Origin of the sequence: Hamadaea flava, from assembly GCF_024172085.1 — a bacterium.
Lineage (GTDB): Bacteria > Actinomycetota > Actinomycetes > Mycobacteriales > Micromonosporaceae > Hamadaea > Hamadaea flava.
In genome coordinates, this window is record NZ_JAMZDZ010000001.1 from 7,876,780 (window position 1) to 7,892,873 (window position 16,094).

The 16,094-nt window shown below is 72.6% G+C and carries 11 protein-coding genes; 3 read left to right on the forward strand and 8 right to left on the reverse strand.

All coding sequences use genetic code 11. The features are described 5' to 3' along the window. Window positions 1-2: 2 nt before the first annotated feature. The 4 genes from HDA40_RS42350 to fxsT form a co-directional block, all read right to left on the reverse strand. Window positions 3-1,280 carry an HEXXH motif domain-containing protein gene (locus HDA40_RS42350; RefSeq protein WP_253762478.1) on the reverse strand — a complete coding sequence of 426 codons (1,278 nt, stop codon included), beginning with the start codon at window positions 1,278-1,280 and terminating at the stop codon, window positions 3-5. Further along, the gene (locus HDA40_RS36760; protein WP_253762479.1) at window positions 1,277-2,536 is read right to left on the reverse strand and encodes an FxsB family cyclophane-forming radical SAM/SPASM peptide maturase; all 1,260 of its coding nucleotides are present in this window, start codon (window positions 2,534-2,536) and stop codon (window positions 1,277-1,279) included. Before HDA40_RS36760 ends, HDA40_RS42350 begins: the two co-directional genes overlap by 4 nt. Before the next feature lie 11 nt (window positions 2,537-2,547). After that, window positions 2,548-2,724 carry a hypothetical protein gene (locus HDA40_RS36765; RefSeq protein WP_253762480.1) on the reverse strand — a complete coding sequence of 59 codons (177 nt, stop codon included), beginning with the start codon at window positions 2,722-2,724 and terminating at the stop codon, window positions 2,548-2,550. Between the two features lie 194 nt (window positions 2,725-2,918). Then, the gene (gene fxsT / locus HDA40_RS36770; RefSeq protein WP_253762481.1) at window positions 2,919-5,657 is read right to left on the reverse strand and encodes an FxSxx-COOH system tetratricopeptide repeat protein; all 2,739 of its coding nucleotides are present in this window, start codon (window positions 5,655-5,657) and stop codon (window positions 2,919-2,921) included. Between the two features lie 155 nt (window positions 5,658-5,812). Here fxsT and HDA40_RS36775 point away from each other — a divergent pair, with 155 nt between their 5' ends. Together HDA40_RS36775 and HDA40_RS36780 are read left to right on the forward strand one after the other, a co-directional pair. Continuing rightward, complete coding sequence (locus tag HDA40_RS36775) at window positions 5,813-6,676, forward strand: hypothetical protein (protein ID WP_253762482.1); 864 nt, start codon at window positions 5,813-5,815, stop codon at window positions 6,674-6,676. A 2-nt stretch (window positions 6,677-6,678) separates the two neighbouring features. Further along, entirely contained in the window at window positions 6,679-11,847 is a 5,169-nt protein-coding gene (locus tag HDA40_RS36780) for a caspase family protein (protein ID WP_253762483.1), read from the forward strand. Between the two features lie 246 nt (window positions 11,848-12,093). Here HDA40_RS36780 and HDA40_RS36785 read toward each other — a convergent pair whose 3' ends face one another. The 4 genes from HDA40_RS36785 to HDA40_RS36800 form a co-directional block, all read right to left on the reverse strand. Then, window positions 12,094-13,506, reverse strand: a complete 1,413-nt coding sequence (locus HDA40_RS36785) for a peptidase M16 family protein (RefSeq protein ID WP_253762484.1) — start codon at window positions 13,504-13,506, stop codon at window positions 12,094-12,096. A gap of 39 nt (window positions 13,507-13,545) precedes the next feature. Next, the gene (locus tag HDA40_RS36790; protein ID WP_253762485.1) at window positions 13,546-13,722 is read right to left on the reverse strand and encodes a hypothetical protein; all 177 of its coding nucleotides are present in this window, start codon (window positions 13,720-13,722) and stop codon (window positions 13,546-13,548) included. A 90-nt stretch (window positions 13,723-13,812) separates the two neighbouring features. Then, a complete protein-coding gene (locus HDA40_RS36795) occupies window positions 13,813-14,913 on the reverse strand; it encodes a sulfite oxidase (RefSeq protein WP_253762486.1) in 1,101 nt (366 codons plus the stop codon). 60 nt (window positions 14,914-14,973) lie between these two features. Then, a complete protein-coding gene (locus tag HDA40_RS36800) occupies window positions 14,974-15,366 on the reverse strand; it encodes a nuclear transport factor 2 family protein (protein WP_253762487.1) in 393 nt (130 codons plus the stop codon). 89 nt (window positions 15,367-15,455) lie between these two features. On the opposite strand from HDA40_RS36800, the gene HDA40_RS36805 reads away from it, so the two are divergent. Beyond that, on the forward strand, window positions 15,456-16,019 hold the full coding sequence (locus HDA40_RS36805) for a TetR/AcrR family transcriptional regulator (protein WP_253762488.1): 564 nt from the start codon (window positions 15,456-15,458) through the stop codon (window positions 16,017-16,019). The last annotated feature ends 75 nt before the right edge of the window (window positions 16,020-16,094 follow it).

Genomic DNA, 16,094 nt, shown 5'->3' on the forward strand with positions numbered 1-16,094 from the left:
GGTCACCCGGCGGCGGCCGGGTTCCGCTCGCGCCACTGCCGCAAGGTGTCGCCCAAGGCCAGCTCGGCCGCGTGGACGACCTCGTCCGGCAGCGGCTCGGCGAGCAGTTCGTCGGTGCGCTCCCGCAGACCGCGCACCAGGCGTACGCCGTCGGGCAGCAGCGAGCCGGACGCCTCGACGGAGCGCAGTCCTTCGGCGACGTTGATCCGGGCCTCGGCGAACTTGCGGGTGGCCTCCTCGGCGATCTCCGGTTCGAGACGCAGTCCTCGCCAGCTGTCGGCCACTCCAACGAAGGCGTACACGCCTTGCAGGAGACCGGCCAGCGGACGGGGGTCGGTCCGCCACGGGGCGAAGTGGCGGCTGGTGTCGTGCGGGTCCGTCATCGGCGTCAGATCGAGGATCGCGCTGAGCTTCGAATGCTGGAACTCGTGCACCATCGTCACCGCGAACTCCGCCGCCGACGGCGGCAGGGTGAGGCCGAAGACGCCGAAGGCGTACTTGATCGTGGCGCTGCGGGCCGCCCGGGAGTCGGTCTGCAACGGCACGAGCGTCCGCAGACCGGCCGCGAGCTCGGCGGCGCGCCCCGGCAGCCGCCGGGTCAGCAGGCCCCACGCCTCGCCGAACAGCTTGTCCCACTGCTCGAAGTCGGCGTCGTCGAGCCGGTTCGCCGGAGGAGCGTGATGCCCGTGCCGGTACGGGTCGACGTCGTCGAGCGCGATCCGCACGCTGGGCGCGGTCAGGTCCCGCACCCGCTGCAACCCGGGCACGTCCCCGTCCCCGGACAGCAGTACGCGGCGCCCGCCGACATCGGTCGTGAGCCGGCCGCCGTCGGCGATCAGGCGCACCGGGGCGTCGCCGGCCGAAAGCGCGCCGAGGCCCGGCACCGACGCGACGCCGTTGCGGACCGGCACCGCCAGGTCGGCCGGTACGCCACAAGCCGCGGCCGCGACCGCCGCGATGCCCGCGAGCTGCCCGAAGTCGGACGGGTCGGCGATGCCCTGGCCCAGGGCGCGGGTCGCGATGCCGGACCAGGAGCCGACCAGCGGAGCGCCGACGACCTCGGCGAACCGGTCCGGGTCGGCGTCGCGCGCCCGGTCGAGGACCTCGCCGATGGCGTCGCGTTCGGCCGGCGCCCCCGGCCATTCCCGCAGCAGGTTTCCGATGAGGAGCAGGTGGCGGCTCAGCTGCGCCCGCTGCAGCTCGGCGATGGCGGCCGGTCCGCCGTCGCCCACGGCGAGCGTGGTGAAGGTGTCGGTATCGAGTTCGTGGAACGTCGTCACTTCTCAGGTCTCTCCAGTGCGGCGGCGCGCCGCAGATCGGTGGCGACGCGCGCGGTGATGTGATCGATGAGGCGGCGCAGATCGGCGCAGTACGCCGATGGGTTGCGGAACCCGGCGCCCGGCCGGTATCGGTGGGCGTAGTGGCCGCCGCCGCAGACCTCGCGGACGGGACAGCCGAGGCAGATCTCCGACAGGGCCTGCCGGCCGAGCTGACGGGCGACCACGCCCGGGTCGTCGAAGACGTCGTCGAGGTCGTGGTGGCGTACGTCGAGCCCGGTCGCCGCGGCGCCGGGGTAGGCGGACTTCAGCGCGTCGACCTGCTCGATCGCCCCGTCGGACTCGACGACCAGCATCCCAGCCGGGCTCAGCCCGACCTGTTCGGAGCCGCTCGCGCCGCCCAGCAGCAGCGCCAGGATGTCGTCGAACAGCCGGACGCGGATGGGATCCTGCCGGCCGTACCAGTGGTCGAAGACCGCGATCAGCCAGTCGGCGTACGGGGTCGCCCCGGGCCGCGCGTGCGGCGGCGGAGTGGCCCAATTCGCATGGGGGAGAAGGAAATCGATCGTCGGCGGGTCGAACGACGACAGCGTCTCGAAGGTCGCGATCGGATCCGACTCGGCCGACACAGTGGACAGGATGCCGGCGTACGCGGGCCGCAGATCCGGCTCCCGCAACAGTTCCAGCGCCTTGGCGGCACCGGCGAAGCTGCCCCGGCCGGACCGAGTACGCCGATGGCGGTCATGGTCGGCCTCGGTCCCGTCGACGCTGACGCCGACGGAGATCTGCAAACCGACCAGCCGCTCCAGCGTGCGCCGAGTCAGCAGTACGCCGTTGGTCTGCATCCCGACCTCGGCCCGGGTGCTCAACGGCAGCTTGGCATGCAAGTACGCCACGAGCCGCTCGATGCGGTCGAGGCGGAACAGCAGCGGTTCCCCGCCGTGCAGGATCACCCGCACCCGGCGTACGCGATGCCGGGCGGTGTAGCGCGCGAGGTTGTCGACGGCGGCCTGCCACACCTCGGTGGACATCACCGCCGGGCGGTCCCGCCAGCTCTGGTCGGCCGACTCGTAGACGTAGCAGTAGTCGCAGGCCAGATTGCACCGCTGGTGGACCTTGAGGATCAGGTCGCGAACCGGAGTAGGTCGCCAGCCGGCGGCGCGCAACCGCTCCGGGTCCAGCTCGGCGTACGGCCATGGTGCGGCCGCCCGCTGCGCGTCCCGGAGCAGGCTCACCCCGCCGACCGGCGCCGTCGTCATCCTGCAGTGATTCAGGACGAGGTGAACGACTGGAAGGCCGAGATGATCCCGTCCGGGTCGTCCAGCGCCCGGATCACCCGGCGGGCCGCCCTAGCCAGGGCGTCGTCACCGCCTTGGATCACGTCGAGCATCCGACGGTCGGAAAGGTCCACAAGCGGCGACCATTCGCCGGAAACGGTCTCCGGCATAGTTGCTGCGTTCACCATATGCTCCCCATAGGGTGCGTGTTTCTCTCATCTCCAGGCAGGCTTGCCCGGCGATTCACCATAGGATGCGCGGAGATCATTCCCCAGCGGAAACCCTCGAACTTGGCAAAACTTGACGCCACCCGGGTGACCCCGTCAGTGCCGGGCTGACCTGCGAATCCATCCGTCTGTCCCGGTCACATCGGCCAGGGGTCCAGGTCGCACTCCACCCGGTTTCCCCGGGCGAACCGGGCGACCAGTTCGTGCTCCCCGAACAGCTTCGTCCACCCCGCGAGCATGCTCTCGCGCAACGGTTCGTCGGCGCTTCCGACGGCCACCAGGTCGAGGGCCAGATTCGTGCCCGCCGCGAGGGTGTCGGGGTGTTCCGGCCCCAGGACACGGTCCGCGACCGCGTACGCCGATCGCGAGGCCGCGACCGCGCCCGCCCGGTCGCCGGTCAACGCCAGATCCGTCGCGTGGTTGACCGCGGCGACGATCGCGTACGGGTGATCGGCGCCGAGCGTACGCCGGAGCTGCTCAGCGGCCCGCTGACCGAGCTGCCGGGCGATGGGCCACTGGCCCTGGGCGCGATGGACGGCGGCGAGGTTGACCCGGGCCACCACCGCGAGCGGGTGCCGGTCGGACAGCCGCCGCTCGTACGCCGAGATCGCGTCGATGATCAGCTGCTCGGCCCGGCTGGTCCGCCCGGCCTCCCGGAGCGCGTTGGCGTAACTCAGCGTCACCGCCAGCATCTGCGGCGCGGCCTGATCGAGCAGTTCCCCGCAGCGCAGGTGCAGCGCTGCCAGCTCGTCGAGCGCACCCGGCCGGCCGAGGCGTCGGCGCACCGCCGCCGCCGTACGCACCGCCGCCAGCACCCCGGGATCGTGGTCGCCGATGAGCCGGGTGCCCTTGGCGGTGTACTGGTCGAGCAGGTCCAGCGCCGGCTCGAACCGGCCTAGCCCGGTCAGGTCGTCGGCGAGCGCGAACGCGACCCGGACAGCGTCGATGGCATCGTCCGAGGCGGTCAGCCGATCGAAGTCGTGCTGGTCGAGATCAGCCGCCTGGGCGTACTGCCCGGCGTGGCGCAGGCTCGCGGCCAGGCTGCGGCGGCAGTCCACCGTCCGGGGATGGGCCGAGCCCAACGCCGCCACCGACCGCTCGTACGCCTTTCGCTGCGCGTCGACCGCGCGGGTGTACCGGCCCATCATCAGCAGATCCAGCGCCGCCCCCACCTCGGCCGCCAGGGTCAGCTCGTGATCCGCCCCGTACGCCGGGCTCGTCTGCAACTGCCGCACCGCGGCCGAGGCCAGCGACCGCGCCTCGGCGTACGCCCCCAGGCCGCGCAGCGCCGCGGCCAGTTCGACGCGGGCACGCAGCACGAGTTCGTGGTCCGGGCCGAGCGAACCGGGCCGCTGCCATTGCTCGACCGCCGACCGGGCCAGGTCGGCCGCGCCGGCCAGGTCGCCGTCCAGCGCCCGGAACCGGATCTGGTCGATGATCAGGTGCTGGGCGTTCGGGTTGTCGGACTCGACCAACCGGGCCGGTTGCAGGTGGGCGTCGATGTCGCGGTAGCCCTGGGCCAGCGCCGAGCCGGGCGGCCCCAGCCGCGTACGCGCGAGGATCTCGTGCACGTGGTGCCAGGCGACCTCGGCGTCCCCGGCCGGGATGATCTCGACGAGCGCCTGCCGGGCCGGTGCGGTCATCTCCACCTGATGCGCGCCCAGCCGGACCAGGCCGTAGTTGGCCAGTTCACGCAGCGCGATACGCAGCTCGATCGGGTTGGCCAGGATCTCGCCGACCCGGCCTTTGACCGTCCCGTCGCGTTGCAGCAACGCCATCGGCACCGGGGCCGCGCCGAACCAGCCGAACAGGTCGAGGATGCGGCGATGATCGGGACTGAGGATCTCGCGGACCGCGCGTACCGTGCCGACCAAGGGGCCGGACGGGGCATGCGAGTCGCGCAGGGTCTCCAGGTCGATGCGGGCCGCGATGTCCAGCGCCAGCGGCAGCCGCCCAGCCAGCTCGATGATCTCGGTGCGCTCGGAGTCCGTGCTCTCCGGCAGCCGGCGTTCGAGGAACTCGGCGGCCTCGTCGGGGCCGAAGTCGAGCACCTCGACCTCGATCATCGAGGTGTCGTAGGCCAGTTCGCGGTCGGTCGTGGTGACCAGGACATGCCCGCCGCCGTTGGGGATCAGGCCGCGTACCTGGCGATCCTCCACGCCGTCGAAGATCAGCAGGTAGGGCAGGTTCGGCGAGCCGAGGTACGCCTTCAACGCGCCCAGCGACCGGTCGCCGTCGGCGAGGCCGAGCTCGGTGGCCAGGTCGGTCAGGTCGGCGCGGGCCTGATCGGCGCTGGCGCAGCGGATCCACCAGGTCACCGGATAGTCGTCGGGATACCGGTACGCGTACTCCGCCGCGAGCTGGGTCTTGCCGGTGCCGTTGACCCCGTGCAGCACGACCGTCGCCGTCGGATGCTGATCGAACGCGTTGCGCAGCCGGATCAGGGCCGCTCGGCGGCCGGTGAACCAGGTGTTGCGGTCGGGCAGCTGACGTACCGGCCGGGAGCCGTTCTCGGCCCGGGGCGGCGACGGCAGGCCGCGCCCGGAACGCAGGGTTCGGTAGTCCTGCTGGGCGAGCGTCCACAGTGTCTGGAACTCGGTGAGGATCTCCGGCTCGGCCCGCGGCCGGGGCGTACGCCGGTTCAGCTCGGCGACGATCGACAGGTATTTCGGCCAGGACAGCAGGTAGGTGCCCTTGAGCGCGGCCCGGTAGGTCTCGTGGGAGACCGCCTCCAGCAGCCGGTTCTTGAAGATGGCCGAGCTGATGGTCCGCGCCGACGGGCCGCCGGCGAGCAGGTAGAGGTCGTGCAACCTGTCAACCAGGTCGCGAAACGGTCCCGGCGGAACCGCGTCGTCACCGGGTCTGCTTATCTGCACGGCGTGGCTCGCTTCTGGAGAACCGCGTACGGCGGGCGGGGTGGACCCGACGCGAGCATATCGACGCCGCGCACTCCCGCGCCATCGACACGCGTTATCGGACGCGGCCCTCGCGGGCTCGGCATCAGTTGTCCGCAGCGGATAGATTTGCCGCTATGGCGCGCGTCGTAGTGGTGCACGGGATCAACAACACGTACGCGAGCCGTCCCCAGATGGCCGATCGGTGGATCCCCGCGTTGCGTGGGGGCCTGGACAACGCCGTCCTCGAAGGACTGATCGCGCCGGTCGAGGTCGCCGCCTCCGACGTCGAATGCGTCTTCTACGGCGATCTGTTCCGGCCGGCCGGACGACGGCTCAGCGGTGACGTGCCGCCGTTGACGGCCGACGACGTCGAGGACGGCCCGGAACTGGACCTGCTGCTGGCCTGGTGGGCGGCGGCCGCCGAAGCCGATCCCGCGGTGCCGTCACCCGGAGGGCGCACGCTCGGGCCCAAGGCGAGCGCGCGGGCGGCGGTGCTGGCACTGGCCGGGTCGCGGTTCCTGGCCCGGGTCTCCGAGCGGCTGCTGATCTTCTGGCTCAAGCAGGTCACGGCGTACTTCACCGACCCGGCGATCCGGGCGGGCGTGCAGGACCGGTTCGCCGCCGCGATCTCCGCCGACACCCGGGTCGTCGTAGCGCACTCGCTCGGCTCGGTGGTGGCGTACGAGGCGCTGTGCGCGCATCCTGAGTGGCCGGTCACTGATCTGGTCACGCTGGGCTCGCCGCTGGGCGTACCGCACCTCGTGCTGCATCGGCTCGTGCCGCCGGTCGGGACCTGGCCGGGCGTCGCCCGCTGGGTCAACGTCACCGATTCGGGGGACTTCGTGGCGCTGCGGCCCACCCTGCGCGACGTCTACGGCGACCGCGTGGTGGACGTGGCGATCTCCAACGGGATGAGCGCCCACGAGGTGGAGCGGTACCTGTCGGCCGCGCCGACCGGAGCGGCCGTCGCCGCCGGCCTCCTGAATGGACAGCGTTAGCCGTGGCGGGACGGTTCTTCGTCGGCGCGGCGACCACCGAGTACGCCCCGTCGACGGGGCTGACGTCGCTGCCCGAACTGGCGGCCGAACTGGACCGCGCCACGCGGCTGTTCACCGACCTCGGCTACGAGACGGTGCCCGGCTTCGGGCTGAACCTGACCTCGGTCGAGTTCACCAACCGATTGCGGGAGTTCCTGCTGAACGCCGCCCGGCGGCCCGAGGACGTGATCGTCGTCTATTACACCGGGCACGGGGAGGTCGCCGGTTCCGCCCGCGACGTGCTGCTGCTGCCGATGGCCGACGCCACCCACGACCGGTCGTTCACCTTCCTGCGGGCCGGCGACCTGACCGAGCGGCTGCTCGACAGCGACGAGCCCGGCCAGCTGGTCGGCCAGCAACTGCTGTTCATCCTCGACACCTGTTACGCCGGGGCCGGCGGCGGCTCGCTGGCGGCGGGCGCGGTCGGGTTCGTCAACCGTCTGCGGCGTACCGCGAGCGGGCCCGCGGTCGCGGTGATCGTCGGCGCCCGTGACTACCAGCAGGCCGGGGTCGGCACGTTCACCCAGGCGCTGACCCGCTCGGTGCGGCAGCGGGCGCTGGCCGGGCACGAGGTCCGCCACATCCCGCTCGATCCGCTGGTCACCCAGATCAACGCGGAGATGGCCGCGAGCGGTGGCGCGGTCGCCGACCAGGCCGCCCGGCTGCTGTTCGTCGGCGAGCGGGCCGCCGAGTTCTTCCCCAACCGCCGCTACGACGAGTGGTACTCCAACGTCGACGTCCGCACCCGGGAACTGCGGCTGCAGCGCGACGCGCGGGTGCGCGACCGCGAAGCCGCCGGCCTGTCCGCGCAGGGGCTGTCCGACTTCGTCGAGCGTGACGATCTGTGGCTGTTCACCGGACGGCACGCGGCATTGCGGCAGGCCACCGCCTGGCTGGCCGGCGCGGCACCGCCCACGATGGTGATCACCGGCGATCCCGGTTCGGGCAAGTCCGCGCTGCTCGCCCGCCTGGACATGCTCGCCGATCCCGCCCGCAGCGCACGGATTCCCAACATCCACTCGCTGCCGCCGGACACCGTTCCGCAGCCCGGATCGATCACCAGATTCGTCCACGCGCGCGGGCTGACCCCGCTGGGGCTGCTCGCGGCCCTGGCCGAGGCGTGCGGCGTGGAAGACGTGGCCGCCGTCGACACCCCCGGCGGGCTGGTCACGCACCTGCGGGACCGCGCCGATCCGGTCACCGTCGTGATCGACGGGCTCGACGAGGCGGCCGGCGAGCCCGGCGACCCGCACACCGCCGGGCTCGCGCTGGTCGACACGGTGCTGGCCCCGCTGGTCAAGGCCGCGACGCGAGTCCCGCTGCGGTTGCTCATCGGCACGCGCAGCCATCTCATCGGCGCGCTCGGGGCACCCCTCGACGTGGTCCATCTCGACCGGCGGTACGCCGACCGCCCGAGCCTGCGCCGGTACGTCCGGTCGTGCCTGACGGAGTTGGTCGAGTCCTCGCCGTACCGGGGTCTTCGCCCGGCGTACCTCGACGCCGTGGTGGACGCGATCGCCGAGGCCGCCGGCGACTCGTTCCTGGTCGCGTTGATCACCGCACGCAGCCTGGCGTTGCGGGCCGATCCGGTCGCCGACCCGTACGACGCGGGCTGGCGTACGTCGCTGCCCCGGGAGGCGGCCGAGGCGATGCGGCAGGACCTGGACGGACGCCTCGGTCCCGCCGCCGACCGCGCGCGGGACCTGCTACTGCCGCTCGCGTACGCCCAAGGCACCGGGCTGCCCTGGGAGGATGTCTGGCCGGAGCTGGCGACGCGCCTGACCGGGCGCCGCTGCGGCAACCGGGACCTGGACTGGCTGATCGAGCACGCCGGCTACTACGTCATCGAGACGCGGCTCAACCGGGGATCGGCCTACCGGCTGTATCACGCGGCACTGGGCGCGCATCTCCGTACCGGCCGCGACGCCGGACCCGACCACGGGGTGATCGTCGACGTGCTGCTGGACCGGGTGCCCCGGCTGCCGGACGGCACGCGGGACTGGGCCCGCGCCCATCCCTATACCGCCGCGGCCGTCGCCGGGCACGCCGCCCCGGCCGGTCGTCTGGATGAACTGCTGGCCGAGCCGCGCCTGCTCACCGAGACCCCGGCCGGTCCGCTGCTGGCCGTGCTGGACCACGTACGCACGCCGCGCGCGCGGGCCACGGCGGACGCGTACCGGCGAGCGGCCGGGCGGATGCAGGCCTATCCGGGCGAGAAGGCGGCGTACCTGCAACTGGCGGCGCGCAGCGCCCGGGCGCCGCACCTGGCCGACGAGATCTCCGCGAGCGGCCTGCCGCTGCCGTGGGCGACACATTGGGCCTCACTGCGCCAGCACCCTCCACACCAGACACTGACCTGGCATCGCGACTGGGTGACGGCGGTGGCGATCGGCGAGGTCACCGGCCGGTCCGTCGTCGCCTCGGCAAGCGCCGACCGCACCGTACGCCTCTGGGACGTCACCACGGGGCGACCCTTCGGCGCGCCGCTGGCCGAGCACACCGACTGGGTGACGACAGTGGCCTTCGGCCAGGTCGACGACCGGGCGATCGTGATCTCGGGCGGCAACGACGGCACCGTACGCCGCTGGGACGCCGTCACCGGCCGCCCGCTGCCGGGGCCGGGCGGCCGCAGCCATCCCGGCGAGGTGCGCTCGGTGGCGTTCGGCCGCCTCGACGGCCGCCCGATCGTGGTGTCCGGCGGTGAGGACGAGGCGGTCCGCGTCTGGGACGCGGCCACCGGCCGCCCGGTGGGACGGCCGCTGACCGGGCTGGCCGCCGGGGCGTACTGCGTCGCGGTCGGGCGGGTGCGGGACGGGATCGCGGTGGCCGCCGGGGGAGCCGACGGCACCGTCCTGATCTGGGACGCGGCGACCGGCCAACCGATCGGGGAGCCGCTGGAGCACGACGGCAAGATCCGGTCCGTCGCGTTCGGACGGATCGGCGAGGACATGGCGGTGATCTGCGGGGCCGACGACCATCGCGTCCACGTGCGCTGCGCCACGACCGGCGAACTGCTCACCGCGCCCTACGCCGGGCACGCCGCCGCCGTCACCTCCGTGGCCTACGGCCGCCGGGGGACGCAGCCCGTGATCGTCTCCGGCAGCAACGACCAGACGGTCCAGATGTGGGACGCGGAGACGGGCGCTCTGATCGGCGCGCCGTTCACCGGGCACACGGGGTGGGTGTTGTCGGTCGCCTGCCGCACCCGGGAGGGCCGCCTGCTGATCGCCTCCGGCGGTGCCGACGAGACCGTCCGGTTGTGGGACTCCGCGTCCGGCGAACCGATCGGGGAACCGTTCACCGGGCACACGGACATGGTGACCGCCGTGGCCGCCGGAACAGCCGACGGCGAGACCATCGTGGTCTCCGGCTCGGCCGACCATTCCGTACGCCGCTGGGACGCCGTGTCCGGCCAGCCGCTCGGCCCGGCCTCGATCGGGCACACCGCCACCGTGACGGCGGTCGGGTTCGGCGAGGTCGACGGGCAGCCCGTCGTCGCATCCGCCGCGGCCGACCACTCGGTACGCCTCTGGGACCCGGCCTCCGGCGAGCCGATCGGGCAACACCTCGACGCCGGTACGCCGCTGCGCACCGTCGCGATCGGACCGGCCGGCGAGCGTACGGTGATCGTGGCGGGAGGCGACGACGGTGCGCTGCGGGTCTGGGACGCCGCCGGCCGCCGGGCGGTGCACACCCCGCTGACCGGCCACGACGCGCCCGTCACCGCGGTCGCGATCGGCGACGCCGAAGGCCGTCCGGTGATCGTCTCCGGCGGCGCGGACCACACCGTACGCCTCTGGAACGCCGCGACCGGCGAGCCGATCACCGAGCCGCTGACCGGGCACACCGACGTCGTGACAAGCGTGGCCATCGCGACCGTGGACGGCCAGCCCGTCGTCGCCTCGGGCGCGCTCGACCGCACCGTACGCCTCTGGGACGCCGAGACCGGCGAGGCCCTCGACGACCCGGCGGTGGAACCGGCGGCCGTGCACTCCGTCGCGTTCGGCAACCTCGGCCGCGAGCCGATGATCGTCAGCGGAGGCGCCGACGCATACGTGCGCATCGCCGACGCGGGCACCGGCGAGCGGGTCGCCGACCTGTACGCCGGCCCGGCCGGGGTCCGGGCGGTCGCGGTCGCCGGAAGCCAGCCCCTGCTGGTCGCCGGGGGCGCCGATCACGTGCTGCGGGCCTGGGACGCCGCGACCCGTCAGGTCGTCGCCGCGCCTTTCGACGGGCACCGCGGACCGGTGACGGCCGTCGCGCTGGGCCGGCTCGCCGGTTCGCTCGTCGTCGTCTCCGGCAGCACCGACCACACCGTACGCCGCTGGGACGCCGGAACCGGCCGCCCGCTGGGGCCGCCCCTGACCGGCCACGCCGACGGCGTCCGGTCAGTCGCGTATGGACAGTGGGGCGGTCGGGGGCTGATCGCCTCGGCCGGCGACGACCGCACGGTACGCCTCTGGGACGCGGCGACCGGCGTACCGGTGGGGGAGCCGTTCACCGGACATCGCGGCATGGTCAACGCGGTGGTCTTCGGCGAGGTCGCCGGACGGCCGGTGGTGATCTCCGGCGGCAACGACCACACCGTGCGCGTCTGGGATCTGTCCGAGCACGAGCTGCTGTACTCGCCGATCACGGCGCACGAAGGCTACGTCAGCGCGGTCGCGTTCGCGCGGCTGGCTGGACGTCCCATCGTGGTGACCGGCGGACATGATCAAGTCTTGCGAATCTGGGACGCCGCGACCGGCGAGCCTGTCGGCGATCCCCTGGCCGGGCACACCGACGACGTCAATGCCGTCTCGTGCGAGGAGCTCAGCGACCGCCTCGTCATCGCGTCGGCGAGCAACGACGGCACCGTACGCGCCTGGGACGCCGCCGCCGGCGAACCGATCGGTTCACCCTCGACGCCGCACGAGGGGTGGGTGCACACCGTGGCGCTCGGCCGGCTCGGCGACCGGCCGATCCTTGTCAGCGGCGGCACCGACCAGACGTTGTGCGTACGCTCGCTCGCCGGTGTCGAGATGGCCCGCGTGCGGCTGTCGGCCACGGTCAACGCGGTCGCCGTACGCGACGCGGCGCATCTGGTCGTGGCCACCGATCTCGGCCTGGTGAGCCTCCGGCTACCGGGCTGAACCACCTGGCGACCAGCAGCCGGTCAGACACCTACGCGTGCGGGCCTTTCGCGCAGCGAGTGTTGACGGCGATCTGCGCCTGCAGGCGGCGTTTCATCCCGCGGCCATCCAATCTGTCGGCCGCTGCGTTCGACGGCTGCAAACTGCATCGCGGGCTACCGGCGCGCCATGCGGCCGAAGTCCAGCAAGCAACCGCCGCGTCCGAAGTACCTTTCGGGCGCTGACCTTCGCCAGCCGCCGGCAAGCTCAGTCGGCGGCTTTGCGGCGACGCCGGACCGGCAAATGATCGGCGAGCTTCTCGACTCCGGCGTACTCGCTGACGTCGACGACGCAGCCGTGCCGGGTGTTGCCCAGCAGCAACTCGTCGCCCCGTTCGATGAGCATCGCGTCGAGCTGTGGGAACGAGTGCACCCGGCCGTCGGCCGCCACGTGGTGAAAGCCGTCGGGCGCGACGACGAGCCGGTCGTCGCCGCCGCGCCAGCGCCGCCAGCGTGACGGCCGCAACTCCTCGCCGGATGGAACGACTTCGGACGTGGGGCAGCGCTGTTCGGTCAGGCCGTCGAGGTCGGCGGTGACCCCGGCGGGCACAACAACGGTCGTCGACCGCAACCACGCCACGGCAGCCGTCGCCACCGCCGCCGGGGACAGCGACGCGACCGCCCGGAGCTGATCGCTGGTCGGCTCGTCGGAGACGTCGAACAGGGTCGCCTTGGCCGCGCGCTCCAGATCGTCGTACCGCGCGCGGCCGTCCGCGATCGGGCGCAGATCGTCGGCGGTGAGATCGCCGCGGGCCAACCGGCGCAGCTCCCGCCACAGCGTCGCGGCGGCGTACGCCGGATCGGCTTTGCGCCGCCCCTTGACCGCGTGCAGGCTCAGCCCGATCTCCACCCGGGACGCGTCCACGGGGGAGTACCAGCACGTCTGCCAGTAGTCCAGACCATGCGCCTGCAGGGCGGACGACACCCGGGCATCCAGCAGAGACACGACCGCCAGCGCCTCCGGACCCGGGGTCGCCGTCAGCGCCATGCCGGGCGCGACCGCCTGATCGGCGTACCAGCTGGGCGTGGTGACGACCGGGTGGACCGACGGTGCCGGCGAGGTCCGCGGGCCTCGGGGCAGGGGCAGCCGCAAGCCGTCCGGCGGCGGCCCGCTGAGCGCCAGGACCGCGTTGCCCGTGGTGAAGCCACGCGCGGCATGCGCGCGGACCTCGCTCTTCGTGAATTGCTTGTACGCCACGGGCGCCCACCGGGCCAGGCCCAGTCCGGCCGGGCCGAGCCGGTGCGCGAGCAGCGACCCCCACGGGTCGCGGGTGGCATCGTCGATGTCGAGGTCGAGGAACCGGTCGCCGGGGTCGGCCGAGGCCGCTACGTCGTCGAGCGCGTCGAGCGGCAGATCGGCCAGCGTCTCGCAGACGGCCGTCAGCCGCTGCGCGACCGACTCGGGCGGCCCGGCGACCGCGAAATTACTGTCTATCGTGGACGCCATCGTATCCATCGATACGCCGATCACGTCCGCGACGAGCAGCTGAACCAGGTGCGTCAGACCGATCCGGTCGACGTCCTCGTCCCGCAGCCCGCACCCGAACGTCAAGGTCGCCGACAGCTGGCCGGGGGCCGGGTGCCAGACGACGGTAACTCCGTCTATCTCGTCCCGCTGCATGCGCAGAGAGTAGGCCGCCCGGTCAACTTCCGGGGACCCTCATCGAGAGTGGGACACCCACCGAGCCGGCGCGGTGACCGCGGTGACCATCGCGCGGAGCAGGAAGTCGATCCAGTCGAGGGTCGGCATGCTGAGCTGTTCGCCGTTGACGTGTCGCGCAGCTCGTGCCTGGCGATCGGCCCGGATGAACTCCGCGTAACTCGGTGTGCTCGCCATAGCGGCACCCCCCTTATCCGGACGTAAACTCCGATATCGCAAGTATTACCCCGTGGGCGAGTTGTATGCGATGAACTTGCCGAAGACTTCTCAGTCTGTGCAGAGGACGTCGATCCGCTGGGTCGCGTTGTTGGCGAAGCCGCCCCGGCTCCAGACCTGATCGGCGGGCTGGGCCTCGCCGTCGGCCGTCACCGCTCGGGCGGTGAGCACGTGCGAGCCCGGTTCGGCCCGCCACTGCGCGGTGAACCGTCGCCAGGCCCACGGATGCTCGCCGATCGGCTCGAGGTCGGCCGCGATCCAGGTACCACCACCGTCGACGGAGACCTCGACCCGGTCCACCGGAGCCCGGCCGGACCAGGCCCGCCCCTCCAGCGTCAGCGGCCCCGGGCGGATGATCCGCGTACGCGTCATGAAGTCGGGGTGACCTGGCGGGACGAGCAGCGCCCGCGGCGCGATCCGGGTGACCGGCTCGCCCGGATCGTCCGGCGACTGCCGCATCCGGTACGCCACGGCGTGCTGGAACCCGTCGAACTCCCGGTCGATCGCCTCGATCCCGACCAGCCACTTGACGTGTGCCATCCCATACCAGCCCGGCACCACGAGCCGCAGCGGGAAGCCGTGCTGCGGCAGCAACGGCGCGCCGTTCATGGCGTACGCCAGCAAGACGTCGTCCCGGCGGGCCTCGGACAGCGGGAGGGCCCGCTGATAGTCCTGCTCGACACCGCGTTCGATGCCGTGATCGGCGCCGGTGAACACGACGTCGACGGTCTCCGGGCGTACGCCCGCCGCGTCGAGCACGTCACGCAGCCGGACGCCGGTCCACTCCGCGGTACCGACTGCCTCGACCAGCCACGGCTGGCTGACCGGACGCGGCTCCAGCCGGGCGCGGCCGTTGCCGGCGCATTCCATGGTCACCCGGACGCTCCGGGCGGGCAGCGCCCGCAGGGCCGCGAGATCGAGTTCGAGCGGAGCGTCCACGAGGCCGCCGACCCGCAGTCGCCAGGCGTCCGCGTCCACCATCGGAATGTCGTAGTGGACGAGCAGGTAATGCAGGCCCGGCGGGGTGATCTCCCAGCGCAGCGCCTCCAGCGGCAGGCTGTGGTTGCGGGCCGCCAGCGCGAGTTCCTCGGCGCTGATCGCCTCGCCGGGAGCGGCCACGCGGCCGGGCCGGCTGACCTCGTCGATCGTCACCTGGTCAGTGTCGCCTTCGGGCCGCCCCACCGGAAGCGGATCACCGGCCGATTGCCGGTTTCAGCGTCCGAGCAGTAGGCCGATCGCGTGATGGTCGTGGTAGTCGTGGGTCTCGACGAGCTCGCCGTCGCGGCTGCGGAACAGCTGGATGTTGTTGATCTCGCCGGTCTGTCCGGTCGCGGTGTTCGTCCCGAGGTAGCGGTACTCGACGATGATCGTCTCGGGGTCGGCCGTCTCATGGATGACGGCGTCGTGTACCTCGAAGCGTAGTGGTCCCTGCGCCATCGAGGTCAACCGCTCGGCCAGCGCCTGGCGGCCGCTGATCCGGAACGGCTCCGGCGTCGCGAAGGCCATCTCGACGATCGCGTCTTCGGCGTACAGGTCAGCCAGGTCGGCCCAGCGGTGCTCGTTGATGATCCGGACGCGCTCGTCCCACAGCTGTCGGGGTGTCATCGCAGGTTCCCTTCGTCGTACACTATCGGAGTGATCACTCCGGTTAATCACTATACGGAGTCGCGACTCCGGTTGTCGAGGGGGTTGCGATGACTCCCGATCCGCCGCTGCGTGCCGACGCGCGCCGCAATCGCGAACGGCTGCTCGCCGCGGCCGAGCAGGTCTTCGCCGAGCAGGGCGTGACCGCCTCGACCGAGGACGTCGCCCGCGTGGCCGGAGTCGGCGTCGGCACCGTGTTCCGGCACTTCCCGACCAAGGAACAGCTGATCGAGGCGGTCTACCACGCCCGGCTCGCCCGGCTGGCCGAACTGGCCGATCGGCTCGCGGACAGCGCCGATCCGGGCGCCGCGTTCGCCGAGTTCTTCTCGACCACTGTGGAGGGTGCGGCGACGAAGAACGCCTTGGTGGAGGCCCTTTCCCGGGCCGGGGTCGACACCGCGGCCCCGGAGGTCGGCGGCTGGGTCCGCCGGGCGCTGGGCGTACTGCTGGCGCGGGCGCAGCAGGCGGGCGCCGTCCGGCCCGACGTCACCGTGCCCGACCTGCTCGGACTCCTCGTCGGGACGTCCCGTGCGGTAGAGCACCTCAGCGGCGACCCCGAGGCGCGCGTACGCGTCGTCGAAGTCGTGCTGGACGGCCTGCGCGTTCGACGGTAGCGATCCCAAACCGCGGACCTCGGCGTTTGAGGCCGGTACGGTGGGGTAGCCGACCCAGGTTGCCCGCTTCGTCTG

Coding starts and splice junctions, on each gene's coding strand:
- HDA40_RS36760 (WP_253762479.1), bottom strand. CDS start 2,536: ATGACGACGGCGCCGGTCGGCGGGGTGAGCCTGCTCCGGGACGCGCAG.
- HDA40_RS36765 (WP_253762480.1), bottom strand. CDS start 2,724: ATGCCGGAGACCGTTTCCGGCGAATGGTCGCCGCTTGTGGACCTTTCC.
- HDA40_RS36775 (WP_253762482.1), top strand. CDS start 5,813: ATGGCGCGCGTCGTAGTGGTGCACGGGATCAACAACACGTACGCGAGC.
- HDA40_RS36785 (WP_253762484.1), bottom strand. CDS start 13,506: ATGCAGCGGGACGAGATAGACGGAGTTACCGTCGTCTGGCACCCGGCC.
- HDA40_RS36790 (WP_253762485.1), bottom strand. CDS start 13,722: ATGGCGAGCACACCGAGTTACGCGGAGTTCATCCGGGCCGATCGCCAG.
- HDA40_RS36800 (WP_253762487.1), bottom strand. CDS start 15,366: ATGACACCCCGACAGCTGTGGGACGAGCGCGTCCGGATCATCAACGAG.
- HDA40_RS36805 (WP_253762488.1), top strand. CDS start 15,456: ATGACTCCCGATCCGCCGCTGCGTGCCGACGCGCGCCGCAATCGCGAA.